The 14,988-nt window shown below is 49.9% G+C and carries 13 protein-coding genes; 2 read left to right on the top strand and 11 right to left on the bottom strand.

All coding sequences use genetic code 11. The features are described 5' to 3' along the window. Positions 1 to 27 precede the first annotated feature (27 nt). From AC0YN0_RS03975 to AC0YN0_RS03945, 7 genes are all read right to left on the bottom strand, one after another. Positions 28 to 1,788 carry a glycoside hydrolase family 2 protein gene (locus AC0YN0_RS03975; protein WP_475820102.1) on the bottom strand — a complete coding sequence of 587 codons (1,761 nt, stop codon included), beginning with the start codon at positions 1,786 to 1,788 and terminating at the stop codon, positions 28 to 30. After that, complete coding sequence (locus AC0YN0_RS03970) at positions 1,785 to 3,818, bottom strand: alpha-L-arabinofuranosidase C-terminal domain-containing protein (RefSeq protein WP_475820891.1); 2,034 nt, start codon at positions 3,816 to 3,818, stop codon at positions 1,785 to 1,787. Before AC0YN0_RS03970 ends, AC0YN0_RS03975 begins: the two co-directional genes overlap by 4 nt. Positions 3,819 to 3,851: 33 nt before the next feature. Next, positions 3,852 to 4,733 (bottom strand): carbohydrate ABC transporter permease, encoded by an 882-nt coding sequence (locus tag AC0YN0_RS03965; RefSeq protein ID WP_475820101.1) that lies wholly within the window; start codon positions 4,731 to 4,733, stop codon positions 3,852 to 3,854. Positions 4,734 to 4,746: 13 nt separating this feature from the next. Continuing rightward, positions 4,747 to 5,709, bottom strand: a complete 963-nt coding sequence (locus AC0YN0_RS03960) for an ABC transporter permease (RefSeq protein WP_475820100.1) — start codon at positions 5,707 to 5,709, stop codon at positions 4,747 to 4,749. Positions 5,710 to 5,758: 49 nt separating this feature from the next. Continuing rightward, on the bottom strand, positions 5,759 to 7,351 hold the full coding sequence (locus tag AC0YN0_RS03955) for an extracellular solute-binding protein (RefSeq protein ID WP_475820099.1): 1,593 nt from the start codon (positions 7,349 to 7,351) through the stop codon (positions 5,759 to 5,761). 105 nt (positions 7,352 to 7,456) lie between these two features. Then, on the bottom strand, positions 7,457 to 8,326 hold the full coding sequence (locus AC0YN0_RS03950) for an AraC family transcriptional regulator (protein ID WP_475820098.1): 870 nt from the start codon (positions 8,324 to 8,326) through the stop codon (positions 7,457 to 7,459). A gap of 204 nt (positions 8,327 to 8,530) precedes the next feature. Then, positions 8,531 to 9,220 (bottom strand): metal-dependent hydrolase, encoded by a 690-nt coding sequence (locus tag AC0YN0_RS03945; protein WP_475820097.1) that lies wholly within the window; start codon positions 9,218 to 9,220, stop codon positions 8,531 to 8,533. Between the two features lie 134 nt (positions 9,221 to 9,354). On the opposite strand from AC0YN0_RS03945, the gene AC0YN0_RS03940 reads away from it, so the two are divergent. After that, positions 9,355 to 9,513 carry a hypothetical protein gene (locus tag AC0YN0_RS03940; protein WP_475820933.1) on the top strand — a complete coding sequence of 53 codons (159 nt, stop codon included), beginning with the start codon at positions 9,355 to 9,357 and terminating at the stop codon, positions 9,511 to 9,513. Positions 9,514 to 9,595: 82 nt separating this feature from the next. On the opposite strand, the gene AC0YN0_RS03935 is transcribed toward AC0YN0_RS03940, so the two are convergent. From AC0YN0_RS03935 to AC0YN0_RS03920, 4 genes are all read right to left on the bottom strand, one after another. Then, the gene (locus AC0YN0_RS03935; RefSeq protein WP_475820096.1) at positions 9,596 to 10,444 is read right to left on the bottom strand and encodes a formylglycine-generating enzyme family protein; all 849 of its coding nucleotides are present in this window, start codon (positions 10,442 to 10,444) and stop codon (positions 9,596 to 9,598) included. A 142-nt stretch (positions 10,445 to 10,586) separates the two neighbouring features. After that, on the bottom strand, positions 10,587 to 11,222 hold the full coding sequence (locus AC0YN0_RS03930) for a glycoside hydrolase family 11 protein (protein WP_475820095.1): 636 nt from the start codon (positions 11,220 to 11,222) through the stop codon (positions 10,587 to 10,589). A 219-nt stretch (positions 11,223 to 11,441) separates the two neighbouring features. Continuing rightward, on the bottom strand, positions 11,442 to 12,323 hold the full coding sequence (locus AC0YN0_RS03925; protein ID WP_475820094.1) for a nicotianamine synthase family protein: 882 nt from the start codon (positions 12,321 to 12,323) through the stop codon (positions 11,442 to 11,444). A 122-nt stretch (positions 12,324 to 12,445) separates the two neighbouring features. After that, positions 12,446 to 13,672: a GGDEF domain-containing protein gene (locus AC0YN0_RS03920; protein WP_475820093.1), complete on the bottom strand. Its 1,227-nt coding sequence runs from the start codon at positions 13,670 to 13,672 to the stop codon at positions 12,446 to 12,448. A 521-nt stretch (positions 13,673 to 14,193) separates the two neighbouring features. Here AC0YN0_RS03920 and AC0YN0_RS03915 point away from each other — a divergent pair. Further along, positions 14,194 to 14,982, top strand: coding sequence for a class I SAM-dependent methyltransferase (locus tag AC0YN0_RS03915; RefSeq protein ID WP_475820092.1), 789 nt, complete (start codon positions 14,194 to 14,196; stop codon positions 14,980 to 14,982). The last annotated feature ends 6 nt before the right edge of the window (positions 14,983 to 14,988 follow it).

Below are 14,988 nucleotides of genomic sequence, written 5' to 3'. Positions count from 1 at the left end.
GCCTCCCTCGTGCATCGATGCCTAAGTTCAGGCCAAATTAATGTCTTTGATTTTGGCAAGCGGAATTTTCGGAATGCGGTTTTCGGTGAGCAGGCCGTTTACTTCCTGCTGCACGTCGGTTACTTGCGTGTAGCAGTACCCGCATATATAATCAAGGCTTTTGATCGCCCCGGTCAAGCCGCCGAACCGTTCCAGAAACTGCTCTTCGGTCGTTACCGAATCCCCGTAGCCCCAGCCTTTGTCCGTCCGGAACGCGATTCCGCCGTATTCGCTTATGATGATCGGCTGTCCCCGGTAGTCGTAACCTTCCGCCAATGCATACTTCCATTGGTTGCACGTCGTCTCCTTGTTCACGATCGCCTCTTTGTTCGCGTATCGCTTCAAGAATCCATCGCCTGTCTCCACGTAATTATGCAAGGTCAATATATCGGAGACCGTATGCTCCCAGCCGTCGTTCGCGACGACCGGACGGTAAGGATCGATCGATTTGGTCAAATGATAGATGCCTTCCGTAAACTTCTGCTGCCTCTGATCTCGAAGAATGGATGGCACTCCCCACGACTCATTGAACGGGACCCAGGTTATAATGCTGGGATGATTATACTGCTGACGGACGATTTCCAGCCATTCCTTCGTAAACGCTTCTACCGCACGGTCATGATATTCGAACGTAGCTGCCATCTCGGACCAAACCAGCAGTCCTTTCACGTCGCACCAATAGAGAAAACGGGCATCTTCGATTTTCATATGCTTGCGCACGCCGTTGTAGCCCATTTCCAATATGCTGTCGATATCGGCTATGATCGCTTCTTCGCTCGGCGGCGTCAAATGGCTTTCCGGCCAATACCCTTGGTCCAATATAAGCCGTTGATACAACGGCGAATTGTTCAGCAGTACCTTTCCTTTCTCGATGGAAACCTTCCTCATGCCATAATAAGAAAACACCCTGTCCGCGATTTCGCCGCCCGAATAAAGAATAAATTCGACATCATACAAATTCGGATGCATAGGCGACCAGTGACATCTCTTCCACGGTCCGTTCGCTTCATGTACGAGATCGACCTCAACGGTCAAGTAGGGACGGTCCGCCGCGAGGCTTACCCGTTTGACGGTCCGGCCCTTCAACGTAATGACAGCCTCCAATCGCAGCTCGGAAGCCGATTCCGTTCCTAACACCTCATATTCGAAACGAACGACGGAACGGTCGATATCCGGCGATATTTTGACCGCTTCAAGCCGTTTTTCCTCCACATATTCCAACCATACCGTCTGCCATATTCCCGTCGTCTGCACATAGAAGCATTCGAAGCTATCTTTGGTCCAGCGCTGCTTGCCCCGCGGCTGCGTCGTATCGTTGCCGTCCTCCGCCTTCACGGTAATCCGGTTGTCGGCGCCAAAGACTAGATATGGGGTAATATCGAAGGAAAAAGCCGCATACCCTCCCCGGTGACTGCCCGCCAGCATGCCGTTCACCCACACCTTGGCATCATAGTCTACAGCCTGAAAATGCAGGATGACCGCTTTGCCTTCGGCATCCTTCGGAATCTGGACCGTTCTGTCATACCAAACCTTGGCATGAAACGATTCGATGCCGATCCCGCTCGCTTTCGTTTCATAAGTAAAGGGGACGGTAATGCGGTCGGTTGCCTCGAACTTCTCCTGCCATCTCTCCCGCTCTCCGGCATTCGAATCATCAAAGCGGAAGCTCCACTCGCCGTTCAAGTTAACCCACTGATCCCGTACGAATTGAGGTCTCGGATAATCCTTGACGTATGCTCTCGTTGTCATTTCAGGTCTCCTCTTCGATGCTTCGCCTTCATTTCGAGACAGTACACGGATGCCGGGCGTAGCGGATAACCTCGTTCCCATTCGGCGGCCGGCACGATTCGGCTCTCGCTAATAATGCGGTCCGGCTCGAAGACGGAATTGATATCTTCAGGGGATTCGCCCGTAATTTCATGCACAACCGTTTCTTCGCCGGGTTCGAAACCGTCTAAGCGCAGCTCGGCTTTAACCTCCTGCAGGCTGCGGTTCACGATAAACACGGTGACCGAGCTTCCGTCTTCGTTGACGCAAGCCGTGACATCCAAATCCGGAAGCGCGTCGAGACTGACGGGAGCCGGCTTAGCCGAGCGGACCCCGAAGGTGCCGCACGCGACATCGGCTTGAACGATATGCCGGATGTCCCGGCTTGCATACAGCTTCAACACTTCATAGGTCGGCGTTCCGTATACCGTGAGAGGATGGCCGCTCCACCCCGGCGATTTGCCACAGTATTGATCGGCATAATAGTCGCCGACCCGGATGCAACCCCCCAGCCAACCGTTCACGAGGTCCGAGAAGCTGCCGATGTGCACCATGTCGCTGCAGCGCAGCATCTCATTTAGGTTGGCAGCGTTGGCTACGGCAGCTCCCAGCGTATGCTCGTTCGGGAGCCCTTTTCTAATCGTGTTCGGATAATACATCGTATTGTATTCGGTGATTGCCAGCTTCACATGGCGATGCTTGGCGTTCGCTCCGATCAACTCCGCTGTCCGGCGGATGCTGTCGCGCGTCCATTCAGGGAAGGAGGCTATTGCCTTATAACGTTCCTCCGCCGGCGTGTCGCGGTTCATCCCGAACCGCCCATAGCCATGATACAGATGCAGGGTCAAATAATCGAGATGTTCGCCGGCGATATCGAGCACCGTTTGGTTCCATTCCTGATCCGTATGCCCGCATGCCAATAAGACGAGGGAAGGATCGATCGCCTTCATGGCCTCGGCATAGGCGATATAGCGCTGCGCGAACTGTTCCGCGGAACAGTAACCGACCTGCCACTCTCCCCATACTTCGTTGCCGACCTCCCAATACCGGACATCGTACGGGTCGGGATATCCGTTCGCCGCGCGCATCGCTCCCATTGGCGTATCGATATCCCCGTTGCAATATTCCACCCATCTCGCGGCTTCCTCCGGCGTGCCGGAGCCGTCGTTCACGCAGATGAGCGGCTCGACGCCAAGCTCTCGGCAGAACCTTATATATTCATCCGTGCCGAAATATTTGCTTGCCCAGCCTCCCCATGCTTCGTTGTACATGACGGGCCGCTTCAGCACGGGACCAACGCCATGCTCCCAGTGGTAAGCGCTGATATAGTTGCCCGCCAGCCTCATCATCCCCGCGTTAAGCGATCTGGTCATTTCCACGACCTCGCGCTTCACCTCTCCGACGCTGTCAACCGGTAGCAATGAGACATGATCGAGCCACAGCATGCCGGTGGACACATGATCGAGCCATCTCGGATGGCTGTCCGGCACGTACAGTCGAATCTCCGCGTCTTGGCAAGCGCGGGTTATGTTCAGCTCGGCTTCATATTGCCGCCAGTTATGGCTTTCCAGCTCAATGCGCACGACGCCTATCCTTTCCCCGGATCGACGGTCTACCGCTTCGACGAACAAATAACGAAGCTCGACGGACGCCCGCGCCACCAGCTTGACCGAATAGGTCATCGGCCCTTTCAATGCGGCCTTCTGCGCAATGCCGGCATAAGACTCGTCGTCGCTCCCTATGCGAATGCGCTGGGCACGGCCCGAATGCCCCGGCGCCGGCGACTCCAGCGCGTACTTCGTATTGCGTCCGTTCGTATAGGCGAACCAGCTTCCCGACACCGCCGTCCTCGTCTCGGCCTCGCTTTCGAAATCCATATCCTTGAGCGGATAGGCAAGCATCGCATCCATATGATCCCGGATATCCTCTACGAAATGACCGAATAAATAAGGGGAGATCGTATGCTCGCTCCTGCCGATGCAGTTGACTGTTATCGTTGCGTTCGGTTTCAACATTAAACCTCCGTTCGGATTTACCTGTAATCCTTAACCTTTGATCGACCCGACCATTACGCCCTTGACGAAATGCCGCTGCACGAGAGGATACATGATCCACACGGGCAAACTGGAGACGATAATAACCGCATACTTGATGCTCTCGGCCAGCAAAATCTTATCCTCCAGACCGACGTTGCCGTCGATGGCATCGGATTGGCTAATCATCAAAATTTCGCGCAAAATCAGTTGAAGCGGATAAAGCTCCTCGTTGCGAATATAGATAAGAGCGTTAAAAAACGAATTCCAATGGCCAACCGCATAGAACAGCACCATCACCGCCAATATCGGCTTCGACAACGGCAGGATGATGCTTTGCAGCAACCGCCAGTTCGAACACCCGTCTATATGGGCCGCTTCCTGCAGCTCCCATGGAATGCTGGATTGGAAGTACGTTCTCATCACGATTAAGTTGTACGTAGAGATCGCCCCTGGAACGATCAACGACCACATGGTGTTGACCATCCCTAATTCTTTGACGAGCAAATACGTCGGTATAAGTCCTCCCCCAAAGAACAGCGTGAGCGTGATGATCAGCATCAGCATTTTGCGCCCCGGAAGATCCGGCCTTGATAGCGGATATGCCGCCAACACTGTCATGACAATGTTGATTGCCGTGCCGGCCGCGGCGTACATAATCGAATTGCGGTATCCGATCCAAATTCGTTCGTTATGCAAAATATTCGCGTAAGCTTCCAGCGTCAAGCCTTTCGGCAGCAGCCACATTTCCCCGTTCAGCACCCGCGCCGGATCGCTGACCGAAGCGCTCACCACGAATAAGAGAGGATACATCACGAGGGCGATAATCACTGCCGCAATCGCGTATATGGTCACGTTAAACAACCGTTCCTCGGCAACGCCCTTTATGAACATATGCATTTCCCCCTCACCATAAGCTCGTCTCCGCTGTTTTGCGCGCAAATCGATTTACGAGCAGCAGCAGCGCCAGATTAATGACCGAATTAAACAGTCCGATCGCGGCCGTGTAGCCATACTCTCCCTTGAGGATGCCCGTCGTGTACACGAACGTGGAGATGACGTCGCTAGACTCGAGATTCAAATTGTTCTGCATCAGCAGCACTTTCTCGAAGCCGATGTTCATGAAATGGCCGATATCCAAGATAAGCAGGATAACGATAACGGGAACGATGCCGGGCAAGGAAACATGCCAAATGCGTCTCATACGGGATGCGCCGTCCATCTTGGCCGCTTCGTACAAGTGCGGATTAACTCCGCTTAGCGCCGCAATGTAGATAATCGACTGCCACCCCATGTTTTGCCAAATGTTCGATCCGATAAAAATCGTCTTGAACCATCCCGCTTCCTCCATGAAACGGATCGGCTCGCCGCCGAACGCCTCGATCAGATGATTGATCGGACCGCTTCTCGGATCAAGGAGCAACGTGATCAAGCCGACCATGACGACGACAGATATAAAGTGCGGAATGTAGGTAATGTTTTGCAGCCATTTGCCGAAAGCTTTACTCGGGATTTCATTAACAATGAGCGCCAGCAAAATAGGGATCGGGAACGCAATCAGCAGCGAGAACAGATTGATGGACACCGTGTTCCAGAGAAGTCTTTGGAAGTAATAGGAATCGAAAAACCGTTCGAAATGCTCAAAGCCCACCCATTCGCTGCCGAGTATTCCTTTTGCCGGATTGAAGTTTTTGAACGCGATTTGCAGTCCGTACAGCGGGCCGTAATGAAAGATCGCATACCAAATAATCGGCAGAAGAAGCATTAAGTATAGATCGTACCGTCTGGCTATCTGCTTGAGCAACCGAGAGCCGCGGCCTGCGCGGCTCTCGGGAGAATCATATTGCGAATTGGCCTGCGCCGTTTTCATGCGCTCCCTCCTTTCTTCAACCAATTGGAATTTTCATGTTACGGTCGCCTTATTTATTTATCGCATCGTAAGCGTCTTGGTAGAGCTTCTCCAATTCGTCGATGTTCATTTTCTGGAGCGTAGCCTGGAATTCGTCCCATTTGTCGAAGCTGAGCGAGCCTGCGATAAATTTCGTGCTCTGCTCCTCGTAGTATTTGTCGATGTCATTGCGCAGCACGTCGACTTTGCGCGCGGTTTCCTCGTCGAACATCGGAGCCGCGTAACGAATCTCGGGCATGAACGGATCCAGCTTGCTCTGCGCTTCCTGAACCTGAGGCGGATTGATATAGGAGGCCACCTTATCGCTGATCAGATGCGGCGCTCCGCCGCCGGCGTAAGGGGTAATCTTCGCCTGATTGCCTGATTTCAAGAACTCCTCCTTGTAATACGGGATGCCGTCCTTCAGCTCATAATGCTCCCCTTCTCTTCCGAATCGGAGCAGCGTCGAGCCCTCATCGCCATAGAAATAATCGACCCAACGCAGCGTCGCTTCGGGATTTTTATTGACCGAAGTAATGGCAAAAGCACCAAAATCCCGCGGAACCGGCGCGCCTTGACTTTGCAGACGATCCCCGTGCGGACCTTCCAGCGGCGCTATTCCCGTATACTGGTCCGCGATTTCCAGAAACGGATTGTTCGTCTGATCGAAGAAGAAACCTGCCGTGCCCGACGCTTGCTTGGCGAGATATTGCGCTTCCTTGTGCGAGAATACCTCGGGATCCAGCAGCTTCTCGTTGTACAGCTTGTTCAGGTAGATCAACAGCTCTTTATTGCGCTCGCTGCCCATCCAAATATCCACTTTGTTATTTTCCAAGTTGATATTGTAACCAAGCTGCAGATCGAGCCCGAATGACCCGCTCATCATCGATACGACCGGCAAGCCCAGACCCGGTCCGCTGCTTGCGCGGGCGGTCATCGGAATTTCATCCTGTTTGCCGTTGCCGTTCGGATCTTTGTCCCGGAAAGCAACAAGGACGTTGTATAGATCCTCGGTCGTCTCCGGTTCATTTAGATTCAGCTTTTTCAGCCATGCTTGATTGATCCATTTTTTGTCCGTCCGCGCCGCGCCGAGCGTAACGACGGCGGGAAGCGCGTAAATATGGCCTTCCGGTGTCGTTATCGCCGACCGAATCTCCGGATATTGGTCCATCAGCCCTTTGAAATTCGGAGCGTAGTCATCAATCAGGTTTTCCAGCGGAATCAGCTGGCCGGCCGTTCCGTAACGAATCGTCTCGAGCGGCGTAAGACCTGAGCGGAACAAAGCGTCCGGGAGCTCATTCGACGCGAACAGTAAATTTTTCTTCTCTTGGAAGCCGTCCGTGGGCACCTCGGTGAATTCCACCTGCACATTGCTCGTTTTCTCGTAATCCTGAAACACCGGCATATCCTTGAAAGGTCCGTTCACCGGAGCGATCCGGGAGAACATCTTGAGCTTGATCGGCTGTTGCACGATCGGGTACCCGTCCTTGCTCACGACCGTTTCTGGACTCCCCTCAGGTGCGGACTCCTTATTCGTGCCGGACCCGGATTGGCATCCCGCCGCTACCAGACTGAAAGCGATCATCGTGCTTATCGTTGCTTTTCCCAAATGTTTGCGTTTCATTACATCTTCCTCCTCCAAATCACACTATTCTAATTAATTTAGTAGGTTTTATACCTTGCATTTAGCATAAAGTAACAAACATCAAATAGAAATGACATTTCGTTGTCATTCATTTGGCATTTTGTTGTGTGTAAGCAATTGATTTCGGTAAGCCGTAGGCGACTTTCCGTAGTACGTGCAGAAAGCTCTGGAGAATGTATATAAATCCGTATAGCCAAGAGACATAGAGATGTCCGTAACGGATAACGTCCGATTGCGCAGCATTTCCCCCGCCCGCTCCATCTTCAACTTGATTAAATATTCGCGTGGGCTCATCCCGAAATGATTCTTGAATCTACTGGACAAATGGGAACGGTGCATGCCGGTGAATCGCGCAAGATCCGCGACGGTGATGCCCTCGGCATAGTGCGTCTCCATATATTGCAGGCAGGCATTCAACCAGTCTTTGTCTTCCGGCACATCGGGGAGCGGACGCGCAAGCAATTCGAACAGACGGTATAACATAATTTGCAACTGCAAATCTCCATCCTTCTGCCAATCTCCCATCTGCTTCATGCTAGCCTTCAGTAGCCCGGATAGGTCTGCCGTGAGCTTGTTGCGCAAATACGGCCTTTGCTCCGATAGCCCGAGTCTTCTGACAAGCGATTCTGCCTGCGATCCGTTAAACGCCAGCCAGTGCAATCGGAGCGGACAATCCGGATCGTACTGCTCTACCCAGTAGCTGTGCTTCACGTCGGGAAAGAGGCAAAACAGGCTATCTTTCGTTAACGTCACCGTCTCTCCCATGCCGGACAACGTCACTGCGCCTTCAAGCACGAAATGGAAGGAAAAACATTCAATGACCCTCGGCCCTACGCTGTAATTTGCATTCGCCACGTTATGCCCGGTTCGCAGCGGCCAAAGCCCGCCAAGCTTCTCGAATTCGTTTGGTGTGTAATAGTAAATGTCCGCATATTCATGGCCGTAATCTTTCATTTCTTTTTCACCTCACGCGTGATACTTACCATTTATCGCTATAAAGGAATAAAAAAAGAGACATAGCAGAAAAAATCTGCTATGTCTCTAGCTGTCTAGTCAACATCAGAACGCGAGTAGGTATATTTCATTGTTTACTATTCTATATTGGCGAGACTTTCTACGTCAATATAAGATGTCGGCCACGACGCCGCAATAACTTGTCTACAGCTCGATTGCCTCACCCGGCGCGAGCACTTTGCCATTAATGCCGCGGGCCTCTAACTGGCTTACGAACTGGTCAGCATCCTGCTTAATGACGGGGAACGAGTTGTAATGGACGGGAATGACCAGCTTCGCCCGGTACCACTCCGCAGCCTTAAGCGCATCCTCGGGACCCATCGTAAAATGATCGCCGATCGGCAACAACACGACATCGATATTTTCGCGGTCGCCTAATAGCTTCATATCGCTGAATAAAGCCGTGTCGCCAGTATGTAGAATCGTCTTTCCTTCGACACGCACAATATAGCCCGCAGCCACGCCGCCATAGATGACCGTCTTGGTCTCTTCATCGACGATACCGGACGTGTGGATGGCCTGTACCATCTTCGCTTTTGCGAATCCGAGGTCTAAAGTACCCCCAATATTCATGCCGATCGTCTCGACGCCTTTCCATGACATGTAAGCGGCCAATTCAACATTGGCGACAACCGGTGCTTGATTAGCCTTCGCGATCGGAGCGGCATCCAGAATGTGATCCCCATGCGCATGCGTCAATAGGACGGCATCCGCTTTAATATCCTCCGGCTTCGTGACGGCTAGCGGATTACCGCTAAGGAATGGGTCGATAATCAACGACTTGTCCCCTGTAATAATCTGCACGGCAGAATGTCCATGATAAATGATCTTCATATTTGGTCAACTCCTTCATTGAATAGCTAACGCATATGCTATCATCCCCCAAATAAGAAATCAATGAACCCTGCGATGTTTATACTAACAAAGATAAGTGTAATCATGTATACAGAAAGCAGGAGGTGATTACTTTGAAGATCATGATTTCCGCCTCGGAAGCAATGGAGAAAGGGGTTTGGAAGGAGCTGCTTCGCCTGTTCGGCAGAGACGAGGAAGAAGAATTTTGGCCCCAGGAGGAATTTATATTAACGGAGCAGCAAGCGCTTCTCTTGAATCTGATTAGGAAATAAGCGTGAACAGCCTTTTAACTATTTAAACTACGAAGACGCCGGCCCTAAGCCGACGTCTCTTTAAACAAAGCTCGCTTATCCGCTACTCGCCGCGACTCACCCGGAAACCTTGATCAGGACCTATGCCATTCGCTTCGAAATTGCTCAGATAGGATAGTTCACCGACATCGCCCATCCATCCGCCGCCCTTCACAACCCGAGTAGAGTTGCTAGTGCTGTCCGAATCTCCATACCCGTTCCAGCACCATTCCCTCACATTGCCGGACATATCGTAAATTCCTAACTCGTTGGATTTCTTGGCTCCGATCGGTTGTGTCTTATTATGGTTGTTTTCTACGATTGGCCAGTTCCATTCCCCTGTTAACATTTTGTCTCCGGCATTTTTCCAATACCATGCTACTTCGTCTGCTTGATCGCTCCCGCTATAGATGTAGCTCTTGCTCATCTGACCTCCGCCCGCGGCATATTGCCACTCCGCTTCTGTCGGCAATCGGTATCCATTTGCACCATCATTGATCGTTACTGTCCATCTTAAATGATCGGTTTCGCTTTTATTTTTTGGATCTTTATTATTTTTATCTATATGGTAATACGGTGTTAACCCTTCCCTTATACTCCTCTTATTGCAGTACTCCACCACGTCGTACCAGCTTACCGTTTCAACCGGCAAATCATTGCCTTTGAAGGCCGAAGGATTGCTTCCCATAACATCCGACCACTCTTTTTGAGTGACCTCGTATTTTCCGATGTAAAAGCTAGATAAGGTTACGTTTTGCCCATAATAGTTGGACTTCTTGTTCACGAAAGCTCCGCCTTTGACGAATACAAAATTATCAGGCATAGGTTCTGGCTTACGGTCGGGCTCTTGTTGCGAACAAGCGCCGACTACAAATGTTGTGACTATGAAAAGGAAAAGAATCATCTTTCTCATGGATATATCTCCTTTAAACGGACTGACGGATCAAATGAAAGGGGAACGACCTTCGGCCATTCTGCCGTGAAGGCTGCCTCGGCCGCGCCCCTTCATTCTTCTATAAGAATGGGCTCGTCAGTTGCCCATCTTCAGATGACCATTACCACACCGTTACGTTAGAGCTGCCGCTGCTTTGATATCCCTCTGTCGCCAACACCTGATAAGACCAGCTGCTGCCCAGATTCATTCCTTTACTCTTCCAAGCGTTAACGTGGTTGCTGAATGTGATCGCAACGTTGCTGCCGGTCGGTCGCTTGGACTGACGGACGCTCCAGAACTGGGTGAATGTTTTGGTGCCGTCAATGGAAGGGGCGTTCACTCGCTGAGTCGTGTAAATATCATAGGTGCCGCCATCGCTGTTCACTGTGCCTTTATGTGTTCCGGTAGGTCTATAAGTACCCCAGCTGTCTACAACGTAGTATTCAATGAGCGAGTTTCTCGTCCATCCATAAAGAGTCAAATACCCATTGCCGGACGGCGCCCATACACCGGCATTGTAATTAACGGTCCGAGTTGGCGATCCGGTATTCCAGCCTTTGCCGACAACAAAATTGCCGGTATTCGACCAGCTGACGCTGTAGTTGCCGCCAGCTCCATTGGTCGCATTTACGGTCCCGCCGCCGTCGGTCCAATTCTGCCAGTAGTCTGTCGCTGCATTTGTAGTTGCTGCAAACAAGCTGAAACTCATTGTTGCTGCCATCAATACCGTAAATACTTTCTTCTTGAATTTGAACATATTCCGCCTCCTAGAATTTTTATTTACGACCGTTTTACGCGAACCTCTAACTGCCACCTCCTGGCTAAGAACAAATTTATTAACTTTAGCAACAAGACCATTTTTTGTCATGTGCAACTAAATTGTAGAAGGTAAGCGTATACATAACAACTTATCAAATTATAGAAGTACCCCTACATTTTTAACTAATGTTTCGTAACCGTCAAAAAAGCCGTCCCATTACGGGGCGGCTTTAAAGGCAAGAAACAAAGTCGAATTAATGACCAGATTTTGATCAGGACGAGTTCGCCCTAGAATGTTCCACCCCTCCTGACTCAACTGCGATTCATCAATCGCCTCGTACATCATTTGCCTCATTCCCTCCGCTGTGCGAACAGCTACTAGAGAATCCGGGGACGAATGACGGATTTGTTCAAGCACCTCCCGCTTATTCCTCACTAGACTAGCAACAAAGATCCGGCTGTAAGAACGATAATCGAAATCTGATCCATTACCCAACACGACAGTCACCTTATCCCCCAAGCCCATGTGCTCTAGCAAAGCGCTGGATGCCTCATAGGCCACCGCATCCATTTCCACGCAGATAACCTCCACATCACCGAATAAGTGCAAAATAATAGGACTTAGCGGCAACGGCCCGCTGCCAACAAAAACAATCGGAGACTTCTCTGTCAGACTATCCTGCGGGGTGAACTGACGAAGCGTGGACAGCTCCTGACTAACCAAGGCCATGTAAACATTCCAATTAGGCAGCCTAGTCACGATATCCAAGACCGTGCCCTCCAAATTGGAAATGTCGCGAGAATCGCTCAGCTCTACTAAAAACTCGGCTTCGGACAACTTATCCTGCAGTTTTCGTTGGTTCATTCGAACGTATTCGTTGCTTAGAACGGCTTGTACCTCTTCCGGAAAATAAGGGTATCGCAACTGAAGCGAGAGCTGGCTAATCAGATTCGTAACCAATTGATTAGCAGGCGACAGATCGGTTTCCTCCTGTAGAAGTTCATTCGCTTCACGTATAAAGGCAATAAAGCTGTTAATCATTTGCACCCTTGGCTCCGTGCTTGTATGTAGAATAGAACCGTTAGAATAAACGTCCATTTTGCCCGCTTCCTCCTTCAATCTGCATCCGAATTCCTACAACAAAATATATTCATTGGGTTCAGGATATAGAAGGATCGTAAAAAGCGCCGCCCCAGACTGGGACAGCGCTCTTTGTAAAGTTAGTTACTTGTATAAATCAAGCTACCATTTTTCCCCGACCGTTTAACCTTATACATGGCTTCATCCGCGTATTTTATTAACTTCGTAACGTCCGTCGTATCTCTAGGATATACGCTGACCCCTATTGAAAACGATATCGGAATTGCCGTCGACTCATGAGTGAACGCGTTTTTGGATAATAGCCCTAGCCGGCTGTTGATCAGCTCGTCAACATCGCTTTCTTGGGAACATGGAACGATCAGAACGAACTCATCTCCTCCGATCCGGCCAATTAGATCGCTAGGCTTTGCACCCAATTTAATTGTATCGGCGATATGCCTGAGATACAGATCGCCAACATAATGGCCGTACGTATCGTTAACCTGCTTGAAGTTATCCAAATCAATTAATGCAAGAGCAAACCATTCGTTACCTGCTATCTTTAGCTCCAATTGCTCCCGAATAGCAGTCCGATTATATAGATCGGTCAACGAATCGTGATGCGCGAGATGCTTATAACCTCTTTCGGATTCCAATAATCTCCGTTCCGTATCCTTTAAGGAGGTTACGTCAGTAAGATGCATCACGAATAGTTGCTCGTTGCCGCCGTCGATTAACTCAAGGCCCATCATTAAATCCATATGTCCCTGATTAGGATTAGGATTGTTCATCCGAATCTCCATGTTGGCTGCCTTTTCTTTTCCTTGAGCATTTAGAGATAACAATTCGTTAAAATCCAGCCCGCCATTACATTCAAAATGGCTCGTAATTTGCTGAACGGGAACTCCTTCGAACCATTGATTGGCCCGTGGGTTCATTTCTATAATGGATCCCTTCCGGTCCAATAAAAAAATGGCCGTCGGGGCGGACTTGAAGAGGATATGAAACAGCTTGCGGTAATCCGGCATGATGTTATGCTTTCCGATCAAATGACGAAGAACGACAGACCAGAGCAAATAACCGATGAAATAAAAAATCATTGCGTTGCGCGACGTGAAGATCTCCGATTGCAGGAGAAGCGTGACGATGACAAACCAAGCAAACAGCGAAAATAAACTAAGCAGCAGAGACTGCGAAATTATTTTTAGTTTCGCTTCCCGCGCACGATATCGGCATACGGCCAAAATAATGACTGAAATCAGAATATACCCCGCGACAAAAATAAGGGTAAGCAGCATAAACAACGGATCAAGCGGACTCCGTCCATCTGTAACGGCCGCATTATACAACTCCCGATGATCCTTCATTATTAAGAAAACAGCCCATAATAGAAATGGTGCCGAATAGATCAACGGCAGCCATCGTTTCAAAGAAGCTGTTATAGAGCTTCCAATGAGTATGCTAAGATGGACTAAGAAACAAATGACAAACAAAAGCATCGGGGCGTTCCCATAAAGAACGATCTGCATTTGATATTCGGTCAGCAAAGACGTTTTCACATATTCGCCAAGGAAATAAAATAAAAAAGCAAGCATAAGAAAAGCTGCAATTCGGTTCAACATACTCCTTCTGTTACGATGAATCAGTGTAATGGCCATATAAAAGAAAAAATAGGTAGGCAGCAAAATGGTTAAGAAGTCCATGAATTGTGCGCTCATCGTTAAGTGTCCTATCGTTGTCTATAGTCTCACCACAATTATAACTGGTTTTCACCTGACAAAAAACTATTAAAATGTTGGCATAGGTTGCTTTCAGTCACATCTTGACCATCTATGGGATACCTTATAGGATGAAAATCAATACATTCACACCTACCCGGGAGGGATCGATGATGAAGCTGGATTTGGGCTGCGGCACGAACAAGCACCCTGATTTTTACGGAATTGACCGCTATCCGCTGGATGGCGTGGATTTAGTAGGGGATATGAACAACGGCATTCCTCTGCCCGATGATTCGGTAGAATGGGTTATGGCTTGCCGCAGTCTGCCTTATGTACAAGATTTATTTGCAGTGTTGTCCGAAATCTATCGCATTTCCATTCATAAATCGATCGTATGCATACTGGCTCCCTACGCCCACAGCTTCAAGAACGTGACCAACCCCATGCTCCGGCATCGTTTCGACGAGCACACCCCGCGTTATTTCACAAAACATTTTTATCAGCCGCCGCACGGACCCGAATCTCCGGCCGTCCCGCATTATCTCGACCTAGGCGATCTCCCATTCGATTTCCGCTTGATTCGGATGGAATGCTTTTACAACGATATCTTCCACTCGCCTATTTATGAATCCGAAGAACTGGACGAACTTGGGCGGCTTCAGAACAATATCGTGGACGAAATCATGTATCATTTTGTCGTTGTAAAGGAGGACATCTCCCCATTCGAGCTTGACCAATTGTCACGCCAATCCCATATGGAACCCTCCTGCGTACAATCGCTGCGCAAAATCGAAGATCCACCGGAATTAATGGAAGAAGCCGAGCCGCATCTTCCAAAAGAGAGCGAAATCTTACCGCAAATACCCCCGAAACGTTCCTTGGCACAAAGACGCTATCACAAAAAGGCTCCGCGAATTTCAAGCAGCCCCAAGAAACGATTCCGCTATTCTCGATAATTTAAT

The organism is Paenibacillus sp. J22P218, from assembly GCF_056269195.1.
Note: the sequence above shows the minus strand (reverse complement) of the source record. Positions and strands in the feature narration are given on the sequence as shown.